This window comes from Treponema socranskii subsp. buccale (genome assembly GCF_024181585.1).
Classification (GTDB): Bacteria; Spirochaetota; Spirochaetia; order Treponematales; family Treponemataceae; genus Treponema_D; species Treponema_D buccale.
Genome location: NZ_CP054258.1, coordinates 2,315,400 through 2,335,738, shown reverse-complemented (window position 1 = coordinate 2,335,738; position 20,339 = coordinate 2,315,400). Strand labels below are relative to the sequence as shown.

General features: G+C 49.7%; 22 protein-coding genes and 1 tRNA gene. 12 read left to right on the top strand and 11 right to left on the bottom strand.

The genetic code is table 11. The annotated features are described in order from the left end of the window. Positions 1–17 precede the first annotated feature (17 nt). Together HRI97_RS10575 and HRI97_RS10570 are read left to right on the top strand one after the other, a co-directional pair. A complete protein-coding gene (locus HRI97_RS10575) occupies positions 18–833 on the top strand; it encodes a CheR family methyltransferase (RefSeq protein ID WP_253725411.1) in 816 nt (271 codons plus the stop codon). Positions 834–869: 36 nt separating this feature from the next. Then, positions 870–2,048, top strand: a complete 1,179-nt coding sequence (locus tag HRI97_RS10570; RefSeq protein ID WP_253725410.1) for a protein-glutamate methylesterase/protein-glutamine glutaminase — start codon at positions 870–872, stop codon at positions 2,046–2,048. A 149-nt stretch (positions 2,049–2,197) separates the two neighbouring features. Here HRI97_RS10570 and HRI97_RS10565 read toward each other — a convergent pair whose 3' ends face one another. Genes HRI97_RS10565 through HRI97_RS10555 form a run of 3 tightly spaced genes read right to left on the bottom strand, consistent with a single transcriptional unit; the run spans position 2,198 to position 4,243 of the window. Next, positions 2,198–2,614 carry a SoxR reducing system RseC family protein gene (locus tag HRI97_RS10565; RefSeq protein ID WP_180485063.1) on the bottom strand — a complete coding sequence of 139 codons (417 nt, stop codon included), beginning with the start codon at positions 2,612–2,614 and terminating at the stop codon, positions 2,198–2,200. Beyond that, a complete protein-coding gene (locus HRI97_RS10560; RefSeq protein ID WP_253725409.1) occupies positions 2,611–3,147 on the bottom strand; it encodes a tetratricopeptide repeat protein in 537 nt (178 codons plus the stop codon). Before HRI97_RS10560 ends, HRI97_RS10565 begins: the two co-directional genes overlap by 4 nt. Further along, positions 3,140–4,243 (bottom strand): polyprenyl synthetase family protein, encoded by a 1,104-nt coding sequence (locus HRI97_RS10555; protein WP_253725408.1) that lies wholly within the window; start codon positions 4,241–4,243, stop codon positions 3,140–3,142. The genes HRI97_RS10560 and HRI97_RS10555 overlap by 8 nt, the downstream gene beginning before the upstream one ends. Positions 4,244–4,487: 244 nt before the next feature. On the opposite strand from HRI97_RS10555, the gene HRI97_RS10550 reads away from it, so the two are divergent. Continuing rightward, a complete protein-coding gene (locus HRI97_RS10550) occupies positions 4,488–5,099 on the top strand; it encodes an RlmE family RNA methyltransferase (protein ID WP_253725407.1) in 612 nt (203 codons plus the stop codon). A gap of 156 nt (positions 5,100–5,255) precedes the next feature. Further along, a complete protein-coding gene (locus HRI97_RS10545; protein ID WP_253725406.1) occupies positions 5,256–6,272 on the top strand; it encodes a M23 family metallopeptidase in 1,017 nt (338 codons plus the stop codon). Positions 6,273–6,297: 25 nt separating this feature from the next. Here HRI97_RS10545 and HRI97_RS10540 read toward each other — a convergent pair whose 3' ends face one another. After that, a complete protein-coding gene (locus HRI97_RS10540; RefSeq protein ID WP_253725405.1) occupies positions 6,298–6,795 on the bottom strand; it encodes a flagellar basal body-associated FliL family protein in 498 nt (165 codons plus the stop codon). Between the two features lie 3 nt (positions 6,796–6,798). Beyond that, a complete protein-coding gene (gene hflX, locus HRI97_RS10535; protein ID WP_253725404.1) occupies positions 6,799–8,046 on the bottom strand; it encodes a GTPase HflX in 1,248 nt (415 codons plus the stop codon). A 145-nt stretch (positions 8,047–8,191) separates the two neighbouring features. Here hflX and HRI97_RS10530 point away from each other — a divergent pair, with 145 nt between their 5' ends. The 4 genes from HRI97_RS10530 (at position 8,192) to HRI97_RS10515 (ending at position 12,749) form a co-directional block, all read left to right on the top strand. Next, positions 8,192–10,543, top strand: coding sequence for a hypothetical protein (locus HRI97_RS10530; RefSeq protein WP_253725403.1), 2,352 nt, complete (start codon positions 8,192–8,194; stop codon positions 10,541–10,543). Between the two features lie 92 nt (positions 10,544–10,635). Continuing rightward, complete coding sequence (locus HRI97_RS10525) at positions 10,636–11,061, top strand: acyl-CoA thioesterase (protein ID WP_016521914.1); 426 nt, start codon at positions 10,636–10,638, stop codon at positions 11,059–11,061. Beyond that, positions 11,061–12,083: a methionine ABC transporter ATP-binding protein gene (locus HRI97_RS10520; protein ID WP_253725402.1), complete on the top strand. Its 1,023-nt coding sequence runs from the start codon at positions 11,061–11,063 to the stop codon at positions 12,081–12,083. Before HRI97_RS10525 ends, HRI97_RS10520 begins: the two co-directional genes overlap by 1 nt. Positions 12,084–12,086: 3 nt before the next feature. Further along, positions 12,087–12,749 carry a methionine ABC transporter permease gene (locus tag HRI97_RS10515; protein ID WP_253725401.1) on the top strand — a complete coding sequence of 221 codons (663 nt, stop codon included), beginning with the start codon at positions 12,087–12,089 and terminating at the stop codon, positions 12,747–12,749. Positions 12,750–12,878: 129 nt separating this feature from the next. On the opposite strand, the gene HRI97_RS10510 is transcribed toward HRI97_RS10515, so the two are convergent. Next, entirely contained in the window at positions 12,879–14,423 is a 1,545-nt protein-coding gene (locus HRI97_RS10510; RefSeq protein ID WP_253725400.1) for a DUF5312 family protein, read from the bottom strand. Between the two features lie 561 nt (positions 14,424–14,984). Here HRI97_RS10510 and HRI97_RS10505 point away from each other — a divergent pair. The 3 genes from HRI97_RS10505 to HRI97_RS10495 all read left to right on the top strand — a co-directional run bounded on the left by HRI97_RS10505 (position 14,985) and on the right by HRI97_RS10495 (position 16,725). Then, positions 14,985–15,128: a hypothetical protein gene (locus HRI97_RS10505; RefSeq protein ID WP_253725399.1), complete on the top strand. Its 144-nt coding sequence runs from the start codon at positions 14,985–14,987 to the stop codon at positions 15,126–15,128. Between the two features lie 93 nt (positions 15,129–15,221). Next, positions 15,222–16,301: an acyltransferase family protein gene (locus HRI97_RS10500; RefSeq protein WP_253725398.1), complete on the top strand. Its 1,080-nt coding sequence runs from the start codon at positions 15,222–15,224 to the stop codon at positions 16,299–16,301. After that, on the top strand, positions 16,294–16,725 hold the full coding sequence (locus HRI97_RS10495) for a helix-turn-helix domain-containing protein (RefSeq protein WP_253725397.1): 432 nt from the start codon (positions 16,294–16,296) through the stop codon (positions 16,723–16,725). Before HRI97_RS10500 ends, HRI97_RS10495 begins: the two co-directional genes overlap by 8 nt. 117 nt (positions 16,726–16,842) lie before the next feature. Here HRI97_RS10495 and HRI97_RS10490 read toward each other — a convergent pair whose 3' ends face one another. From HRI97_RS10490 to HRI97_RS12660, 5 genes are all read right to left on the bottom strand, one after another. Next, on the bottom strand, positions 16,843–17,157 hold the full coding sequence (locus HRI97_RS10490) for a TfoX/Sxy family protein (RefSeq protein ID WP_253725396.1): 315 nt from the start codon (positions 17,155–17,157) through the stop codon (positions 16,843–16,845). Positions 17,158–17,216: 59 nt separating this feature from the next. Next, complete coding sequence (locus tag HRI97_RS10485) at positions 17,217–17,537, bottom strand: hypothetical protein (protein WP_371922147.1); 321 nt, start codon at positions 17,535–17,537, stop codon at positions 17,217–17,219. A gap of 349 nt (positions 17,538–17,886) precedes the next feature. Then, positions 17,887–18,822 (bottom strand): acyl-CoA thioester hydrolase/BAAT C-terminal domain-containing protein, encoded by a 936-nt coding sequence (locus HRI97_RS10480; RefSeq protein WP_187381295.1) that lies wholly within the window; start codon positions 18,820–18,822, stop codon positions 17,887–17,889. A 115-nt stretch (positions 18,823–18,937) separates the two neighbouring features. After that, the gene (locus HRI97_RS10475) at positions 18,938–19,312 is read right to left on the bottom strand and encodes a hypothetical protein (RefSeq protein WP_253725395.1); all 375 of its coding nucleotides are present in this window, start codon (positions 19,310–19,312) and stop codon (positions 18,938–18,940) included. 205 nt (positions 19,313–19,517) lie between these two features. Continuing rightward, positions 19,518–19,724 (bottom strand): DUF4368 domain-containing protein, encoded by a 207-nt coding sequence (locus tag HRI97_RS12660; protein ID WP_436411277.1) that lies wholly within the window; start codon positions 19,722–19,724, stop codon positions 19,518–19,520. 301 nt (positions 19,725–20,025) lie between these two features. Here HRI97_RS12660 and HRI97_RS10470 point away from each other — a divergent pair. Then, positions 20,026–20,098 (top strand) — tRNA-Asn (locus tag HRI97_RS10470). Positions 20,099–20,339 lie beyond the last annotated feature (241 nt).

Genomic DNA, 20,339 nt, shown 5'->3' with positions numbered 1-20,339 from the left:
ACGGTAAGATAACGTTTATGCCGGATCTATTGAGCGATGCGGAATTTGAAATGTTTCGTAAGGTTATCTACGACGAAAGCGGTATTACATTTTCAGGGACGAATCGTTCCGTTTTGGACAGCCGCATCAGAGAACTTTTACGGCAAAAAAAACTCGATTCCGTAGCAAAATATTATACGCTGATTTTACAGAACAAAGAAGAGATGAAAGAGATGCTCGATTCGGTAACGACGAATCTGACGCATTTTTTTCGGACTCAGCCTCATTTCGATGCGCTTATCAATTATGTCGTACCGCATCTCATCGATTATAAAAAGCAGCACGGATCCGATGTGATACGCGTGTGGAGTGCGGGCTGCTCGACGGGCGAAGAACCGTATACGATCGCCATGATTTTAAAAACGATTTTACCTCCTCCATTCACGTTTAAAATTACCGCGTCCGATATTTCTCTCAAGTCGCTCATGGTGGGACGGCTCGGATTTTATGCGGACAACCGTATGGACGGCGTGCCGGCCGACTACCTTGCAAAGTATTTTACAAAATCGTCGGGCGGATACCAAGTCAATCGAGACATCATGGACACGATCAATTTCGACTATCACAATCTCAGTCACGATTCGGGCAAACGCGATTTCGATATCGTATTCTGCCGTAATGTGCTCATTTATTTCGATGAAGCGGCGCAGGCGGCGGTCATCAAGCGATTTTGGGACGCGATGGCGCCGCATTCGTATCTTTTTATCGGGCATTCGGAATCGCTTTTCGGTATGAAAACGAAGTTTGAATTTTTAAAAACCGACTGGGCGTGCTTGTACCAAAAAATGGAATAACGCTGAACGGGGACATATATAAAACAGGAAGATAAAATGGACGACATCGAAGTACTTATTTGCGATGATTCCGCGTTGATACGCAATTTAGCGACGCGCATCGTTGATGGAATCGAAGGTTTGCACGTTGCGGCGACGGCGATGAACGGACAGTTTGCCGTCGATAAAATTCCGCTCGTAAAACCTGATGTAATTATTCTCGACATAGAAATGCCGGTGATGGACGGCGTCGAATTTTTAAAAGAGCGCAAAAAACGCGGCTGGGATATCCCTGTTGTCATTTTGTCGAGCCTTGCAACGGAGGGAGCGGCCGTCACGATGGAATGCCTCGAACTCGGTGCAAGCGATTTTATCACAAAGCCCGGCGGAACCGTTTCGACGGATTTGACGGCGATTTCCGAACACCTCATAGAACTGATCGCTTCTTACGGCTGCGCATACGCGCGCTCTCACGGAAAAGATACGCACGAGCCCGATTATTTTTTGCATCAGCTGAAGATGCGTGAAGCCGAGCGGTTCGTCGCCGAAAAAAAAGGTATCGACGCTTCGAAAAATCCTGCGATTGCGCCCGCGCTGTGGAATGCGGAAAAAAACAAGGAACCCGCCGTCATTGTGCCGATTCGCGAAGGCGGCCGTATCGAAGTCGTTGCGATCGGGATTTCCACGGGAGGCCCGAATGCGCTCCGCGATATTTTTAAAGACATCGATGTGCACTTTCCGCTGCCGATCCTCGTCGTGCAGCATATGCCGGCGGGCTTTACCGCCGAATTCGCAAACAGTCTCGACCGAATTTGTCCGCTCGACGTTACGGAAGCGAAAGACGGAGATCTTATTTTGCCTGCCCACGTCTACATCGCGCCGGGCAATTATCATATCTATGTCGCACGTCAGGGAACGGACTTTGTTATTAAGCTTTCGCAGGATCCGCTGAGAAACGGGCATCGTCCTTCCGCCGATTACCTTTTCGAATCGGTTGCGAAGGTTTACCAAAATCATGCGCTCGGCGTGATCATGACGGGTATGGGAAGAGACGGAGCTGCGCAGCTTGCCGAAATGCGCAAACAGGGTGCGTGGACGATCGGTCAGGACGAAGCGTCGTCGATCGTATACGGTATGCCGAAAGTCGCATGGGAATTGGGGGCGGTACAGGAACAAGTGCCGCTCGAGCGCATGGCCGAAAAAATAAACGAACTCGTTCGCGCGCATTTGAAGTGAGCGATACGCGCAGAATACGGCAACGTAGGTGTGCCGTCGATAGGGGTGCCGGTGCTATCGATACACGGCGGAGTCCGCGTTATTGATATGCCGGTTCTCGATACATTGTAATCCCTTCGGCTCCGATTCGGAGCACATCGGTATTCGCGTTATCGATACACGGCCGCGATGTCGAGCTTTTCGGGGTTCCGTCTTTTTTTTGCGAAAAGCATGACGGAAAAACCGGCGGCAAAAAGGAAAACGAGTACGCAAAGAGCGCGCAGCTGTTCGGTTGCAGGTATATTGAAAAGGGCCGCGATCGGGGATGCGGCGAAAAACCCCAAAACGGCGGCAAGTACGGGAAGGGCGAGCGACAAAAAGCTCTGCCGAACTTCGTCTTTTGCGGACAGTCCGATACGAACTTTTTGACCGGGCTTTACGTCGAATCGTTTTGTGTTTGCCACAGTGATGTGCAGTGCGCACGATTTGCAGTTTGCGTGACAGGTTGCGCACGCGCTGCCGTTTTCCGCAGGCGTTACGGTAACGGTATTCGAATCCGCTGAGGTGACGATGTATTCCGTGTTCATTTCGGTACTCCGTGTTTTTCGATTTCTTTCATACGTCTTGAGCATTCTTTTGCGCCGTTTTCGTTTCCGAGTTCTTTGTACGTGTCGCGGAGATTGAAAAGCGCGTCGTAATAATAGGGATTGAGCGCGACTGCGTGTTCGAACGCGTCGCAGGCTGCGGTAAGCATTTGCCGGTTAAAGCAGATGACGCCGAGCGTATTCCACAGATGCGGATTTTCCGGATTGTACGCAAGTCCCTCTTCGCAATAATAGAGCGCGGCGGCAAAATCGCCGAGTCCGAAGCACACGAGTGAAAGCGCTTCGACGATTTCTTCGTCGGTATAGTTTTGCGCATAGGCTTTTGTAAGCGCGCCGCGTGCATTTTCCAAATTGCCCGCGTCGCGGTACGTGATGCCGAGGTTGAACCACAAAAGTGAATTGTCGTTTTCTATCGTGAGTGCGCGCACAAAGCATGCGATCGCTTCGGTGTAGTCTCCGTGCGAAGCGAGGATGATCGCCTGATTGTTGAGCTTTTCCGCCGTTTCATTAAGCATGCATTTTCTCCCGTACATAATCCGCTTCCTGTTTTTTTATCATTGAAGCGAATAAATCGATGATCGGCTGCGGCGTTGTATCTTCGCCCGATGCGCCGTAAAGCGAAGCAAGTTCGGCGCTCTTTTCCTTGACAAGCGTTTTCCCTTTTTCAAACGCCTTTTCGACGGCGCCGCTTCGTTCGATGAGCGAAATGCACGCTTCGACCGCAGGCGAATCGATGCCGCCGTCATGCGCTTCGGCAAAAAATCGTGCGATGCGCGCTTTATCTTCGGGGTGCGATTCTATGTGCAGCAGCACCGGCAGACTTTTTTTCCCTTCGACGATGTCGTCGCCTCTTTTTTTACCGGGGTTTCCCGTAGTGAGATTTTGTACGTCGTCGAGTATTTGAAAAGCCTCTCCGATTTCGGCGGCCGTCTTTCCGGCACGTTCGATCTCTTCATCGCTTCCGCCGCCCGCAAATGTGCCCGCTTTTGCCGCGAGAGATGCGAGCGTTCCCGTTTTATTTTGCACCATCGCCGAATACTCTTCGATCGACGGAAAAAGCTCCCGATTTTTGTGCCACAAAATATCGGCTGCCTGTCCGAGATGGAGGCGGCGCACTTCGTTCGCATAAAGCGCGTAGAGTTTCGCCTTTACTTCGGGGGAAGCTGTGAGGCGGTCGATACACACGGGCGCTTCGAAATAGAGCCATGAAGCGGCATTGAGCGCGGCGTCGATACCGTAGGCGATGTGCGCTGCGGGCTTTCCGCGCCGCATATCGGACGAGTCTTCGATATCGTCGTGGATGAGGCTTGCCGTATGCACGAATTCGACGAGCGGCGCAAGCGAATACGTTTCGTCTTCGGTGAGGAGAGAGCGGCTGCCGTAAAAAGCGCGCGCGTGTTCGGCACACAGCACGAGCAAAAGCGGCCGCCAGCGTTTTCCTCCGAGCGCGATGAGGTTTTTGCACGGTTCCGTAAGGCAATCGATGTGTGTGTCCCGAACGCCGCTTGAAAGAGAGCCGAAAGAGGCGAACTTCCATGCCGCATCCGATGCGAGCGCGTTTTCGAGAGAGGTTTCGATCCGTGCAAGGCGTGAAGAAAATACGCTGTCCATACATATAATATACAACATTAACGGGGCGCAAACAACGCCTTCCTTTGGATGCGCGCGGCGGTGCGGCTTCTTAAAAAATGCGCTGTGTTCACGTTACGCCTACGCCCGACCGGAGTAACGCGAAGCGGACGCGAATGCGGCCGGAGCGGAAGCGGAGTTACGGAGGGCGGGATGGCAGATACGCGTCGTCCCTTAGATTGACTTCCCTCATGAAATATCCGTTTTATGCCGAAATTCATATGATATGTCTGCAAAACGATCGAAGGCTTACGCGGAGCCGGATTTTTGGTCGAAAAAAGCGTTTTCCGAAGGATATCCTGCGCGGTCGGTGTACAAGCTGCAGGAGATCGACGAAAAATTCGACTTTATTCGGAATCCGAAAAACTGCACTGCACTCGATTTGGGGGCGGCTCCGGGCAGCTGGACGATGTTTTTACTGCGGAAGTTTAACGGGGAAGGGCATATCGTTTCGTGCGATTTGAACGAGCTTGCAAAAAACGTCAAGGGCGATAATGTAACCTTTATTCAAGGCGATTTGAACGATGCGGCGGTCAGAGAAAAGATACGATCGCTCGGGCCCTACGATATCGTTGTGAGCGATGCCGCCCCGCTTACGACGGGCAACCGCATCGTCGATACGGCTCGCTCGGAACAGCTGGTCGATATGGCGTTGTGGTATGCCGAAACGATGCTGAAAATCGGCGGCAATGCTGCGGTGAAGATTTTTCAAAACGGCAGTCAGCAGGCGCTGCTGCAAAAGATGCGCGGTATGTTCGAATCGGCGAAGGGGTTTAAACCTTCGGCGTGCCGTTCGGAATCGTTCGAAACCTACCTTGTCGGTATCGGGAAAAAGTGACGTGCTGCCGCGGTACTTGCAACGAGTGTGAGGTTTTCCGCGCAAACGGCAGGGTGCTGCCGGAAGTGCGGCGGCGGGCGGATACGCGATTGATATTTGCGGCGATTTGAGGTAAAATCTATGTTCATAGACTGTGTAAAAAAAGCGGCGGACAGTATGATAAAAAAGTTGCGCGATGTATTGTATACGCTCATTCCCTCTCCGCGCGGACGGCTCGTGTTCCGCAGTGTTGCGGCGTTTTGTTTCGGAGCTGCCGTCTGTGCCGCGGGTGCGGCGCTCATCGGCGGAGCTCGAACCGAAAACGGCGTCGGCGGACTTGAAACGCCGGGCGTTCCAAAATTTTCCGAAGATGTCCTCTCTGTTACCGACTCCTCCGCTTCCGACGAAGATATCGCTTCGGCTGCCGCGCTGCTTCCTGAAAGCGAAACGGCGGCAAAGGAACTTACGTATTTTACTTACCGCGTCAAATCCGGCGACATGATCGGTATCATCGCCGATACGTTCGGCGTAACGCAGGATACGATTATCAGCGTAAACGCCATCCGTCAATCGCGTCTTTTGCAGGTTGGGCAATATTTGAAGATCCCGTCGATGCCCGGCATTTTGTATACGGTCAAGAAAACGGGAGAAACGCCCGAAACAATCGCTGCGAAATTCGAAGTGAGCGCGGATAAGTGTGCGCTCGTCAATTCGCTTTCCAAAAATGCGGCGATGGATTCCGGCGTTACGATTTTCGTTCCCGACGCGGAGCTCGATTGGGTTACAAAACAGGAGATCAACGGGGATTTGTTCAGGAGGCCGCTGCACGGACGCTATTGGCTGTCGTCGTATTACGGTTGGCGGAAGAGTCCTTTTACCGGTTCCCGTTCGTTCCATTCGGGTATCGATATGGCCGCTCCTCACGGTACGCCGGTGTATGCATCTCTTCCGGGGCGCGTCGCCGCCGTCGGCTACAACGAAACTTACGGTAATTATGTCATCATCTCTCATCATTCCGGTTATCGAACGCTTTACGGACACATGAGTGCGGTGCTCGTCGTGCGCGGACAAAACGTCGACATGAATACGCGCATCGGCCGCGTCGGCAATACGGGGTTGAGTACGGGACCGCATTTGCACTTTACGGTTTTTAAAGGCGGAAAGACGGTAAATCCGCTCGGCCTGCTGCGATAGGGGCTGTTTCAAAAGTCGATGACGTCTACTCGATAAAAAGATAATCCGAAAAATAGATCGCTTGAATTTTGTTGAGCGAAAGGCGTTCGTTGAGTGCTGCAAGCAGGTCGGCTTTGATTTTTTCTTCACCGCGTGAGAGCAGTTCGTCTTCCGTGTACTTTGAAAAATATTCCGTGATGACGGCTCTCATGATCGTGCTTTTTTGCGAAAGCTCTTCGTAAAAAGCCCTGTCGCCTGCGGGATAGGGAAACCACGGAGTGACGACGAGGGGAGTTCCGCCGGCCGCTTTTTTCGGATCGGGCTTTGTCGCCGCGCGCAGCCTTCCGAGTCCGGTAAAGGCGTCGAGCTTTGTGTTGTCGGGCGCGCTCATCGACGAAACGGCAAGCGGGGACGGGTCGGGAGTGCGGATATTTTTTCCGGGGTGCGCTTTTTTCAGCGCGAACGACACGAGCGTTCCGATGACGATCGCCGCCGCCAAAAGAGAAGCGATGACGGCGAGCACGCGATTTAATATCGATTGCATACGTTACTCTACCAGATACGGCGCGATGAGGGCAAGTGATTTCCCGCGTACATAGGCCGTTACGTGTACGCCGTCTTCGAGCCATTGCTCGCTTAAAATGCGGCCGCTTTTGCGTATGCCGGCAAGGAGCGGGCTTTTGTCCTGAGGCAGTACGCATTCGCAGCGTTTTCCGAACAGTGCGCCCGCAATTTTATCGCCGAGTTCGTCGAAGCCCGTCTTTTCTTTTGCGCTTATGGACAGAGAATCGGGAAATTGCGCGCGCAGTTCGGCAAGTCTTCCGCCGTCTTTTTCGAGCGCGTCGATTTTATTTAATAATACGAGACGCTCGTTTTCGACCGCTCCTATTTCGCCGAGTACGCTGCACACGGTTTCGTATTGATTTTCCGCATTCGCATCCGAAGCGTCTATGACGATGAGCAAAAGATCGGCGCGCACCGCTTCTTCGAGCGTCGATTTGAACGAGTTGACGAGCGTGTGCGGAAGATTGGAGATAAAGCCGACGGTGTCGGTAAGCAAAATCTCGCCCCCGTCTTTTATCCGCATGCGCCGTGTCGTCGGGTCGAGCGTCGCAAACAATTTGTTTTCGACGAATACGTCCGCTCCCGTAAGCGCGTTCAATAAGCTCGATTTTCCGGCGTTCGTGTAGCCGACAAGCGCGCACGACGGAACGGAAACTTTGCTTCTCCGCTTGCGCTGCGTATCGCGCCCTGCGGCGACGCTTTTGAGTTCCCGTTTGACGCGGAAGATTTTTTCGCGCACTTGGCGCTGATCGAGTTCGAGCTGTTTTTCTCCCGAACCTTTCGCGCCGTAATTGCCGCCCCTTTGCCTTGCCAGATCGCCGTACATATGCGCGAGACGCGGCAGCGAATATTCGAGGCGGGCGAGTTCGACTTGCAAAACCGCTTCATGCGTTTGCGCGCGCGAAGCGAAGATGCGCAAAATCACTTCTTCCCTGTCGAAAGAAGGCAAGCCCGAAAGCTTTTCCCAGTTGCGCTGCTTCGTCGGCTCGAGCGTAAAGTCGAAGACGATGCAGTCCGCTTCGCATTCTTTCGCACCCGCTGCGATTTCTTCGGCTTTGCCTTTGCCCATGCCGTATGCCGGCTGTACTTCAAGGCGTGAAAGCGTAATCGCCGAAACGGTTTCCATGCCGAGCGTGTCGATAAGGCTTTTGAGTTCTCGAAGATCGTTGCCCGGCTCTCCGACGAGCACGCAGCGGATTTTTCGTTCCGCTTCTTTTTGCAGTTCTTCCATCGCGCCATTATACGGATAAACGCCGCGTTTTGAAAGTATCGGAGAATACGTAATTACGGCGATGTTTTGCCGTGCGGAACGGACGGGAAATGCCGCTGGATTTTTATCCGTTTTATGCCGATACTGTAAGAGGAGATAGGACGAAGTGACTTCAGGACAAAAAATCGCCGTAAGCATTGTAACGACAGTCGTTATATTTGCATGCTTTGTCGTTGCGGCATTTGCGGGGCTTTTTTCCAAAATCGAAGCGCGGTTTTACGAGCCGGCGAAGATAGCCGATATTCGAAAGCAGCTCGATTCGGTCGCGGAATGCAGCGAAACCTACATCAATACGCTTCTCGAACAATTCGATACGGGAGAAAACGCATATCTATCCGATCGATCGATCGCTTCGTATGCGTTAACCTCTCCGACGGACAGCGACGTGCAGCAGCGTACGCGCAGAACCGCCGCTCTTTTTTCCGAAGTGAGCGGACTCGACGGAATCCGTCTCATCGACGCTAACGGACGCAGCGTTCATTTCAGCACTTATCCGTCGGACATACTCAAGCAAACCGACAGCATGCGCATATATAAAAATTACGATGAACTGCGCACGCCGCTCGGCGACGACGAATTCGCGTTTTTTAAAGTTTCGGTGCCCGATACCGTCGAAGGACAGCGGTATCGTATCGTGTTCGACGGGGAAGACAACCGAATATTGTTCGCGTTTCCGTTTTACGATCCGTACGGTGTATATCGCGGTACGATGATCTTTTACATCAACGCACAGGATTTCAATCGCATGCTTATCGCGCGGAATCTTACGACCGTCGCGAATACGGGCGATCTGATTTCCGACAGCAGCGGAGCGATCGGCGGATTCGTGTTCGGCATGCCCTCCCTCGGACGCGACGACATCGAACGGGAAGCGGTCGCGCGCTGGAGAGACAATTCGACGGGTCCCGATAAGATAGCCGTGATCCCTGCAAGCGGCGGTGAATCGAAAGAATCGTATTGGATTTTGATTTCGAGCAACCGCAGCCGATTTATTAAAACGGCAGGCATTTACCGCGATTCGATATTTATCATGCCGCATACGGTACAGTTTCTTTTACTTACGTGCGTTTTTATTACGCTCTTTCTCACGATCTTTATGCTGTTCAATCTGCGCCGCGACGATATGGTCGTCATCCGCGACAGAGTGAAACGCTTTCAGCTTGCGCTCATCAACGAATATTTTGAAAATAAAGAAAATATAAATTGGGCTGACGTCTCTCAAAAAATCGCATCTCGAAAAAACGACGTTTCCGAAGCTATTAAAGAGAGTCTCGGAAAGCGGGCGAAACGGCATTCCGAAGAAACGAATGCGCTTATCGATAAAAGCTGGGAAGAAATCATCGGTGCGCTGAGCGTCAAAAAGGATGCGTCCGAAACAAGCGCTTTGCAGGATTCGAAAGAGATACGCAGAATGCTCGAAGAGATTTTGCGCAGCGGTGCGGTACGGACTCCGTATAACGCCGCGCCGGAAAAAACGCCCGACGAAAAACCGACGGAAATATCGCTCGGAAGAGAAAGTATCGAAGCGGACGGATTTTTTGAAACGAATACGGAGATAGTAAACGCGGCGACGGAAACGGAAGAAGCGTTCTTTGAAAATGAGAGCGGAGCGCAATCGCGTGAAAAAAACGGATCGGACGAAAAAGCGGCCGCTGAAAACCGAAGCGATGAAGACGTGCACAAAAACTCCGAACGCGAAACTGCGGATACGGCGGATTTTAAAGCATGCGATGAAGAAATCCCCGAAGATGAAAAAATCGATGCGTTCGGTGAAATACGCATGGGTGAAGAAAGTGCGACGAGCGACGATTTATTCGACGGAAATATCGAACCGGTAAACGCTGCGGCGAAAGCAGAAGGCGCCTTTTTTGATAATTTGATCGCCGCGGAATCCGCACCGCTTTCGAAAACCGATACCGTAATGCCCGCAATGGAAGACGTCGATATCGATTTGTTTATGGACGGGGCGGGCGATATTTCCTCACCCGAAGAGGATATATTTGCCGAACCGCTGCAGTTGGGCGAGCCGAAAAAAGCCTGCGTCTCGCAGGAAGAAGCGAAACCGATCGATTTCGATGTCGTTTCCGCGCCGAACTTTTTATTTCTCGATGAAGAACGGAAAGAAGACGAAAGCCGGAACTCTCCGAAAAAAGAAGATGCCGCGTATGCCGGCATTCCCTTTGCCGCGGATGTAAGCGCGGAAAGCCGGATGGCCGCTGACGGCGATGCCGGCGATGCGGAGGATATTCAGCCCTTTGAAAAAGAAAAAGGCGCCGTTCCGTTTTCGTTTACGTCGTTTGCATCGCATGAAGAAAAAATACAAAACCTCTCGCCCGCTTCGGAGAACGTCATCGTCGAAGGAAAAGACGGCGTTTTTTCGATCGCTTCCGGCATAGCCTTCGACGGCGTCGTGCAGGATGAAGCGTTTAAACGCTTGGTCGATTCCGTTATTAAATGATAACGGGGTAACGGATACCGGCCTGATTACCCATTACCAATTACCCATTTTTATGTGTTGTCGCGCGTGCGCTTTTTATTTATACTGTCGGCATGAAATATACGGCACCTCTTGTCGTACGCACTTATGAATGCGATGCGTACGGCCACGTAAACAATGCGGTTTATTTGAACTTCCTCGAATACGGAAGAATGGAATACCTGCATCAAATCGATTTCGATTATAAAAATCTCGTCGCGGACGGCTATTATCTGTATATCACACATATCGATATCTATTATAAAGCGTCGGCTTTTCTCGACGACGAGTTGTTCGTCGATGTCGAACCGGTAAAGCTCGGCGTCATTCAGGGAACCTTTCATCAGGTCGTGCGCAAAAAAGACGGAACCGTCTGCGTCGAAGCCGATGTCACGTGGGCGAGCGTCAAAGACGGCAAGCCTGCGAAGATCCCCGAAAAATATATGGTCGACGGCTTGTATCCGGACGGAGACGCGCGAAAACAAAAGGCGGCGCATTGATGGAAATCCGCTTAAAAAATCTTGTTAAAACCTATGAAGGCGGTGCGCACGGTTCCGAAATAAATGCGGTGCGCGATATAAGCCTTTCGATTCCGTCGAATACGATTTTCGGCATTATCGGAAAAAGCGGTGCGGGAAAATCGACGCTCGTGCGTTTGATAAGCCTGCTCGAAAAACCGGATTCGGGTGAAGTGTTTTACGACGGAAATCGCGTCGACGATCTTTCGCCTTCGGATCTCATTGCCCGGCGCCGGCGGATCGGCATGATATTTCAAAATTTCAATTTATTCAGTTCGCGCACTGCGGGGCAAAACGTCGCGTACCCGCTTGAAATATGCGGTACGCCGAAAGCGGAAATCGCTTCTCGGGTGACGGAAATGCTTTCCATCGTCGATTTGGCCGACCGCCGAAACGCTCCGATCAGCACGCTTTCCGGCGGACAAAAGCAGCGCATTGCGATTGCGCGTGCGCTTGCGGCAAAACCGGATATCCTTTTTTGCGATGAAGCGACGAGCGCGCTCGATCCGCAGACGACGGAATCGATTTTAAATTTAATAAGAAAAATACAAAACCAAATGAATTTCACCGTCGTGATGATTACGCATCAGATGGAAGTCGTGCGCGATGCGTGCAGTTATGTTGCGGTCGTCGATAAGGGGAGCGTCGTCGAAGAGGGCACGGTAAACGATATCTTTTTGCATCCGAAAAGCGATGTGACGAAGGATTTTTTGCTGAACTTGACGCCGACGAAAGAAGCGGGTGCCGACGGCGGCATCGTACGCTGGTCGGAGTGCGGCGGCAAATACGTTTTGCGCTTTACCGACACGCTCACCGACGAGCCCGTGCTGAGCCGCATGGCGCAAAAATTCAACGTCGAATTCAACATACGCGCGGGCGGTATACAAAAACTTTCGGAAAGCCGCGTCGGCACGCTTATAACCGATATCGCAGGCGATGCCGATGAAGTTGCAAAAGCGATCGCGTATTTGAAAAGCGAAGGCGTTTCGGTCGAAGGAGAATGACGGATGAATATCGATAAAATAATAATTCTCGTACGCGATGCTACGGCGCAGACTGCCGTCATGGTCGTTTTTTCGACGCTGTTCAGCCTTTTGCTCGGTTTTCCGCTCGGCATCCTTTTGTGTACGAGCGATCCGCAGTCGGGAATCCGTCCGCGTCCGGCGCTGTATCAGATTTTAACGAGGGTCGTCAATGCGCTCCGCTCGTTTCCGTTTATCATTTTGATGATCGTACTCTTTCCGCTCTCCCGCGTTCTCGTCGGAACGAGCATAGGAACAAAGGCGACGATAGTTCCGCTTTCGATTGCGGCCGCTCCCTTCGTTGCGCGCATTATCGAATCGGCGCTCAAAGAAGTGGATCGAGGCGTCGTACAGGCCGCCCGCGCGATGGGCTCGACGACGATGCAGATCATTTTTAAAGTGCTCATCCCCGAAGCGCTGCCTTCTCTTATCGACGGTGTGACGCTGACGGTCATCAACGTGATCGGTTATTCGGCGATGGCGGGCGCTATCGGCGGCGGCGGGCTCGGAGATTTGGCGATCCGCTACGGCTACCAGCGCTTTCGCTCCGAAATCATGGCGATCGCCGTCATCGTGATTTTGCTGATGGTCGAATTGATTCAAATGCTCGGCACGGCGCTTTCGCATAAAGTGGCTGCGAAGCGGTAAAAGCGCTTTCGTAAAAAGCGATTGCGCACTTGCAGCGTGCGCGAAATTCCCGGCGCCGCTTGCAACAAGTGCGGAACGGCATTTCCGTACCGTTTACGGCGCACTTGCAGCGAGGAGTGAAACGGTCCCTTACTGCGCCGCTCCGCCCATGCAGGTTTGCATGAGCAGTGCAAACACGTAGATTTTTTGATAGACGGCGGCTCCGATCTCATAGGGCGGCTTGTCGGAAACGCGTTCGATTTCTTTCCAGTTCGTGATCACTTCCGGCGATTTTTTCTTTTCGTCTTCGATGAGCCATCTTATCATCTTACCGATAGTGACGAGATTGCGCGTCGCCTTTACGATGTACGCTTTTGCCTGTGCGTTCGATTCGCCGACGAGCCGGTTGATGATCGCCGCCGCATCGGACGCGTGCTGCGTGCGCGGAAGCAGCGTTTTGATTTTCATGCCGACCTTTCCGTCGTCGGCGAGGTCGTCGTCGAAAGCGGAGATCGCTTCGGATGCGGAAAGCAGATCGTTGTATGCGTTCGACATGGGCATCGACACGGGAGTTGATACCCACGCGCCGCGCACGAGGACGAGGTCGCAGTATTCGCGTATGTCTTTTTTAACAAATTCGGTGAGAAAGCCTTTGACGTAATTGAGCGCATCGCAATAGAGATAGCCGGCAAGTTTTTTCTTTTCAAGCGTGGAACTGTTTTCAGCGATATAATTTTTCAAATATGAAACGGATGCCGTATTGAAAAGCTTTACGAGCAGCTCGTTTACTTTGCTGTTTGTCGCAGCCGATTCGAGTTTTTTTAAGGCAGCCGTCGTTTCGAGTTTGAATTTGTTGATAAAGGGTTCGACGATATTCGCCGAAACATCGTTTAAAAGAGGAGTGTAGTCGGGATCCTGCGTGATGAGCCGGACGATCATATCGAATACACCCGTCGCCTGTATGTGCTGCATTTTCGCGGCGATTTTTTTCCATACGCCGATTGGAACGGGTTCGACTCCGCGTATGTCTTTGAGCATTTTTATCATGGGCGCCCAATCGATGTTTCCCGTTATGTTCCACATAAGCGTCGTAAAATCTTTGATATCGTCGGCGATGTATTTGCCGTCGATTTTTTCAAACTGCGGCGGTACGGAAAAATCGCGCTCGATAAGAGACGCGTTGAATTTTTTCAGCGTAAAATAATAATCGTAAGAACAAAAATCTTTAAAGTACATGAGCTCTTTATAACGCCGTTCGATTATCGCGGTGCGTTCGTCGGTAAATCCGTCGATAAACGCTTCGAGCCGCTGCTGCACGTATGCCGTAAATTGAGGAAGCGGCATCGTTTTGCTTTTTTCGGCGATGGCTTCCTGTGTCAGCTCTTCTTCGATTTTGCGCTGAGTGTCGGAAAGAAAGTGTTCGATAACCGCCGTTTTCATGGCGTTCGGGTTTTTTATGTTTTGAAAGAAAACCTGTGCGGGCGATACGGCTTTGTAGATTTCGTAGAGGAGCTTCGGAAACGGCGGAAGCATTTCGCCGCTGTTCGGTTTGTAAAAATGATAGTGCGATTTCGAAAGGCGTTTTGCTATCGCTTTGAGCCGTCGTTTTTTTTCGTATTCGGGATCGTCGGAACCTAAAATGGATGCGAGTATTTTTTGAATGAAATTTCCGCCGGATGATTTTGCTTTTGCCATAGCGTCCGTTTATATCATAACTTGAACGGAGGTTTTTGTAAATGCGCTTGCAGAGCGAGGGTTCCGGAAATGCAGACATTAAAAAATACTATGCAATGTAAAAGAACGGCGGAACTTCCGGCAGCAGCCCTTCCGTTCGCCGCGGCTGACCGTAATCGGAATCGGACTGCGCGAACTTTTTGAAAAAAGTTCGCTTGCCATCGGTCAGAGCGGCTCGGCGTCAGTTCCGCTGCCTCGCGTCCCGCCTCTCTTATTTCATTAAACACTTTTTTCTGCATATACATTTTCGGTTCCCTTGTTCCGAGACGGCTGACACGATAACGGTACAGAAAATCATGCGTTCTGAAAACGGCATGCAATGTAAAGGAACGGTTAAACGAAACGCTGAAACGGCGTGTTTCGTTTAACGGAGGTTTGCCTTTCGGCAAACTCGCATATCGTCATGTGTGCGCTCGCGCACCAATTGCACGGCTCCTAAATCTGAAGATTTACTCGCCATGCAATTTTAAGGAACGGCGGAACTTCCGGCAGCAGCCCTTCCGTCGGGAACGGGGAGCGAGGATGTATGCGGTCACATACGACATACGCCCGGCCGGAGCGGTGCCGAAGGCAGACGCGGAGAGAGCGAAGCGAACGGAGCGGCCGAGCGTGAGCGGGCCGCGCAGGGCGGGATGGCAAAACGGTGCCGTCCGCAACGAAAGCTGACAAAATAATCGCATGGGGTTATGTTCTGTTGATAGACGTGCCGTTGCACTGCGGTTATACTGTGTCAATAATAATTGCAAAGGTGTGAAATGTATGAGAAGGCATTATTTGGACAATATCCGATGGCTGACGGTCGCTTTGGTCGTTCTGTATCACGTGATTTTTATTTACAACGCGGTTATGCCGCCGTATACCCTTATCGGCGCATTTTCCGCAACGCAGGTGCAGGACGCTTTGCTGTATATTTTGTATCCGTGGTTTATGATTTTGCTTTTTATCGTTGCCGGAATAAGTTCGCGCTGCTACCTTGAAACGCATTCGATCTGCGATTTTGTGCGCACGAGGACGAGGAAGCTGCTTGTGCCGTCGACGATAGGCTTGCTCCTTTTCGGCTGGATTCAGGGCCTGCTGAATATGAGCCTTGCCGGCGGATTTGACGGAATTCCCGATACGATGCCGCGCGTCGCCGTATTTGCGATCATGGTCGCATCGGGAACGGGCGTTTTGTGGTTTATACAAATGCTGTGGCTTTTTTCGATGCTGCTTGCGCTTCTAAGAAAATTCGAAAAAGGCGGCCTGTACGAATTGTGCGGTAAAGCGAATGTTTTCGTGCTCCTTCTTTTGGGTGTTCCTCTTTATTTTTCGGGGCTTATTTTAAACACGCCTGTCGTTACGGTGTACCGCTTCGGCATTTACGCTTTTGCCTTTTTCATGGGCTATTTTGTATTTTCGCATGAAAATCTTATCGATCGGCTCGGTAAAATCGACATCGCACTCGGTATTGCGGCGCTGTTGTCGGGAGCGCTGTATCTGTATCTGCATTTCGGTGATAAGTATGCCGTTATGCCGACCGTCAATTCCGTTTCGGCGGTCGCTTACGCGTGGCTTGCTTCGCTTGCGCTTTTAGCTCTGATGAAGCGCCGTTATGACCGCGAGTCCGCCTTTACGCGCTTTATGACAAAACGGAGCTTCGGCTTATATGTGTTTCATTATTTTCCGTTGACGCTTGCGGCGTGGCTCCTTGCGCGGTACGCAAAGATTCCCGCAGTGTCGACATACGCGATTGCGACTTTTGCTTCTTTTTTCGGCGCCTTTGTACTGTACGAAGCGACGGTGCGTATTCCCTTTGTCAGGTGGTGCCTGCTCGGCATAAAAAAGAGGAAATATGCTTAAAGATAATATCGTTCAGCTGCGTAAACTGCGGAACTTTACGCAGGAAGCCCTCGCCGAAAAGGTCGGCGTAACGCGCCAAGCGCTCGCAAAATGGGAAGCAGGCGATACGCTTCCCGATTTGGAAAAAAGCAAACTGCTTGCCGAAGCGCTGGACGTATCGCTCGACGATCTTGCAAACCATGAAGCGAAATCGAATTTCGGGCTTGCCGTTCCGCCGAAAGGAAAGCATCTTTTCGGAACCGTTACCGTCGGCGATAAGGGGCAGATCGTGATTCCTGCAAAAGCGCGCAAAGTGTTCGGCATAAAAGCGGGCGACGCCCTGGTGGTTTTGGGCGATGAAGACAAGGGCCTCGCTCTTTTAAAAGCCGACGATTTTTTGGCGATGGCGGAAATGATCCGCGAGGGAAGAAAAATCGATACGTGATGCAAAAAGAAAAAAGCGTGTCCGCCGGAGTCTATGTGCGCCGTGCCGTTCATATTTAAACTCCTTACTGTTTCGCAAATTGCTATATTCAATTGGATAAACTGAAATGTATCTTTCTCATCTGGCTTTTGCGGGTTTCTTTTCCGGAAGCTCCGTATACATACCATCCAGAAGTTCCAGAACAAGCGCCGTATCTTCAAATCTATCAAATACATGCATCAGTGTCTTTGAGCCTTCATACGGATAACGCAATTCGGAATCCGCAAGCAGCCTGTCCGATGTCGGCGTTCTCTTCAAAAACAGTTCATTATCGCCAATGTCACCTATCAGCTTGCCATTGAGGTATACAAGATATCCGCCCATCATGGATTTTATGACAATATCACCTGCTGCGGAAAAAACCTCACGAACATATTCGTTAAATTCATTCACTATGATTACCTCCTTCAAATTTTAATTTAACGCACCGTAGATTGTCTTCATCTTACACACTATATCTGAAATACCGTTATCCAAAAACATATTCCGGCAATAAGTGAAAGCGGAGTCATAACATATTTTTCTTTCCTACTTTTTGAAATCATGTTCATAATAGTATTCAAAGATAGATAAGCGGCAAAGAAGAAACAAATATATTTAGTAACCTTAAAAGAAAACCACAAGGAGATAAAACCTCCGGCTTGCAAAATAATTATCATTGCAAAAATTTGGATAGCCACCGAAATGACTGCCGCAACTCTCAATTTCTTAGGTAAGATTTTATGTTGTCCGCCCATTGTAAATTCGCCCAAAGGCAAGCCGCATTTTGTTATACGGTGGCCGGCTTTGACACAAACTCCTTACCGAACTTTTTGTTCGAAGAAAAACACTGCCTTCCACCGGCTCCCCAGTCCCGTCAAACTAGGGTATCACTTTTCACTCGTATTTTCTAATCGTAACAACTCCTTTACAAGGGTCATGCCCTTACACAAAATGGCGAACTTATGCCCGGGTTCCGCTGAATCACTTCAGTCCATCACATTACCGCTTGTTCGTTTAGTTTTTATCATGCCTCCTTTCCATTTTTTGAATTTTTGACAACAAAAAAGGAAGTATCGGCAATTTGCTTTTGCTTCCTCTTGGTAATATCCTATTTGATTTTTTACTTCGACAAACCGGGATTTATGAAGCTGAATTTATCCACTGCTTTAGTTCCTCCGATAAGCGCTCATCAACATCAATCCTCGTCTGCTTACACTCTTTCGGATACTGCTTTGCCTCCTTAAAAGCCATGCTGATAAACAGCCCGGAACCCACGGGAAGAATGCCTGTTAACATGGTCTGCGGAAATATAAAATGCGTTCCATGTTCATAGGTCATGAGAACTACACTGTTATCCGCGTCCCTTTCTTTCAGCCTGTTTTCCATTCTACGAATGTATTTGCAGGTATCCCAAAGTACATCATCCTCCGCACCAATCAGCAGAATGCGGCCCTTTATATTCTCCACCTTTATTTTCTCGGCTTCCTGCACGGGATGCCTTTTCTCCGATTCATCGAACAAATCGCGACTGGCAACCATCGCGCCGCGCCGTTTGGATTCCTCAGATATTTTCTGCCAGTATTCCGGATGGCGATACGCATAGGGCAGATAAGGAAGCGGCTTACCGTGATACGAAACAGATGACTCTCCGTCTCCCGGACGTTCGTGAGCCCCGTCTTTCCCATCCTGATAAAAACCTTCCATCACAAAATCAGAAGGAGAAATGGCTATCGTAAGCGTTATTTCCGAAAAGTATGACGCTGCGACAAGCGCAAGCATACCAGTTGTCGAGGCACCCATAATACCGATTTTTTCATTGCCCATCGTCTTCAGAAATGCAAGTGCCTTCTCAAAACGTTCGAGTGGATAGTTATGGTGACCGTAATCTTTTGGGGCCGGTGACATTGTGAGGACGTTCAGACCTTTCTTTTGAAGCCATTTGACGCCACCCTTTGCCATCATGTCTTTTGTATCATCACCAAGCATGGCAATCATGCAATATTTACTGCCGTTCGGATTCGGCCAGTATACGCCGTTATATCCATCTTTCTCTATTGTTTTGATTTCTTTCTTCATGGGAAAGTTTCTCCTCTTCAAATTCAAATTTGTCAATTTCTCGTCCATCCTACTATACCACTTTTCTCATATTTTTCCAATTTGACGCACTGTAGATTATCCTCGTTTTACATATCTATATCTGAAATACCGTTATCCAAAAACATATTCCGGCAATAAGTGAAAGCGGAGTCATAACATATTTTTCTTTCCTACTTTTTGAAATCATGTTCATAATAGTATTCAAAGATAGATAAGCGGCAAAGAAGAAACAAATATATTTAGTAACCTTAAAAGAAAACCACAAGGAGATAAAACCTCCGGCTTGCAAAATAATTATCATTGCAAAAATTTGGATAGCCACCGAAATGACTGCCGCAACTCTCAACTTCTTAGGTAAGATTTTATGTTGCCCGCCCATTGTAAATTCGCCCAAAGGCAAGCCGCAAGCAACAAGAACTGTCATAGTTGCTATAGCTCCAAATAATACTGCACCTAATATTGAAATCATAAATCAATATTCTCCCTTCACAAAACACAAAAAATTTCAGTTACAAATTCTAATTTGTCAGTTTCTTATTCATCCCATTATATCACTTTTCCTATAGGTTTCATCATCTTCTCTTACTTCTGAAGCGTCTATCATATCAAGGAGCGTTGCGAAGTTCTTTTCTTCCTCCTGTTGCTTCATAGACTACTAGGTCGAAACTCACCATTCAGTTGGTGAACGAAACGGATGGAAAAGGGACTGTCTTAAAAGTTACTTGTTTTTTCGACAGTCCTGCGAGTTTTAGAAAACTCGAAATTGGACCTACTACTTTTTCTATATATTCATTTATCATTGGTACTGTAAGTTTTTTAATATCGGTATATTTTTCTATCATTTTTAGAAATTTATCGATGTCAACTTTTTTTCTGCTGATAACTTTCTATTTTTTCTTCAAAATACTGTATTTGTTTTTCTAAGTCTTGTTGCTCCGTATCAATAGATATTGAATAATCTATCAAAGTGTTTTACAGGAATTTTCCCAAGTGCGTGGTCTTCATATAACTTTGTAATGAGGGTGGTTAATTCTTCATTTCTTGATGATGGTTTTTCTAATTTTGGGTTAGATTTTTACGTTATGAACAGCTTTCCCTTCGGTTAGATTTAACGTGAGGCAATGCGGCATATTGACTTTTTTTTACGCTTTCACTACTATTGTTTTTACGTTTGAAAAACGTGCTCCCTTAGCTCAGCTGGTAGAGCAATGGACTGTTAATCCATGTGTCGCAGGTTCAAAACCTGCAGGGGGCGAACAGCTGTCGTAACCCGACAGCTGTTTTTTTTATTTAACAAACAACGGTGTATCGCCGATACGTCAGGTTTTGAACCGGAGCTGCCGCGCGAAGCGGAAAGCGCACAGGATGTGCGAGCCTCAGGGAAAAAGCCTACGCCCGCGTGGAGCGGTGCCGAAGGCAGCCGCCGAAGCGAGAGCAGCGAGTGAGGCGGCCGCGCGTGAGCAAGCCGCGAAAGGCGGGATTCTTCCGACCGTTTC

Bases quoted from the DNA above. Each gene is read 5' to 3' on its own strand.
- HRI97_RS10575 (WP_253725411.1), top strand. From the start codon at position 18: ATGCCGGATCTATTGAGCGATGCGGAATTTGAAATGTTTCGTAAGGTT.
- HRI97_RS10570 (WP_253725410.1), top strand. From the start codon at position 870: ATGGACGACATCGAAGTACTTATTTGCGATGATTCCGCGTTGATACGC.
- HRI97_RS10565 (WP_180485063.1), bottom strand. From the start codon at position 2,614: ATGAACACGGAATACATCGTCACCTCAGCGGATTCGAATACCGTTACC.
- HRI97_RS10560 (WP_253725409.1), bottom strand. From the start codon at position 3,147: ATGCTTAATGAAACGGCGGAAAAGCTCAACAATCAGGCGATCATCCTC.
- HRI97_RS10555 (WP_253725408.1), bottom strand. From the start codon at position 4,243: ATGGACAGCGTATTTTCTTCACGCCTTGCACGGATCGAAACCTCTCTC.
- HRI97_RS10550 (WP_253725407.1), top strand. From the start codon at position 4,488: ATGTCTGCAAAACGATCGAAGGCTTACGCGGAGCCGGATTTTTGGTCG.
- HRI97_RS10545 (WP_253725406.1), top strand. From the start codon at position 5,256: ATGATAAAAAAGTTGCGCGATGTATTGTATACGCTCATTCCCTCTCCG.
- HRI97_RS10540 (WP_253725405.1), bottom strand. From the start codon at position 6,795: ATGCAATCGATATTAAATCGCGTGCTCGCCGTCATCGCTTCTCTTTTG.
- hflX (WP_253725404.1), bottom strand. From the start codon at position 8,046: ATGGAAGAACTGCAAAAAGAAGCGGAACGAAAAATCCGCTGCGTGCTC.
- HRI97_RS10525 (WP_016521914.1), top strand. From the start codon at position 10,636: ATGAAATATACGGCACCTCTTGTCGTACGCACTTATGAATGCGATGCG.
- HRI97_RS10520 (WP_253725402.1), top strand. From the start codon at position 11,061: ATGGAAATCCGCTTAAAAAATCTTGTTAAAACCTATGAAGGCGGTGCG.
- HRI97_RS10515 (WP_253725401.1), top strand. From the start codon at position 12,087: ATGAATATCGATAAAATAATAATTCTCGTACGCGATGCTACGGCGCAG.
- HRI97_RS10510 (WP_253725400.1), bottom strand. From the start codon at position 14,423: ATGGCAAAAGCAAAATCATCCGGCGGAAATTTCATTCAAAAAATACTC.
- HRI97_RS10505 (WP_253725399.1), top strand. From the start codon at position 14,985: ATGTATGCGGTCACATACGACATACGCCCGGCCGGAGCGGTGCCGAAG.
- HRI97_RS10500 (WP_253725398.1), top strand. From the start codon at position 15,222: ATGAGAAGGCATTATTTGGACAATATCCGATGGCTGACGGTCGCTTTG.
- HRI97_RS10495 (WP_253725397.1), top strand. From the start codon at position 16,294: ATGCTTAAAGATAATATCGTTCAGCTGCGTAAACTGCGGAACTTTACG.
- HRI97_RS10480 (WP_187381295.1), bottom strand. From the start codon at position 18,822: ATGAAGAAAGAAATCAAAACAATAGAGAAAGATGGATATAACGGCGTA.
- HRI97_RS10475 (WP_253725395.1), bottom strand. From the start codon at position 19,312: ATGATTTCAATATTAGGTGCAGTATTATTTGGAGCTATAGCAACTATG.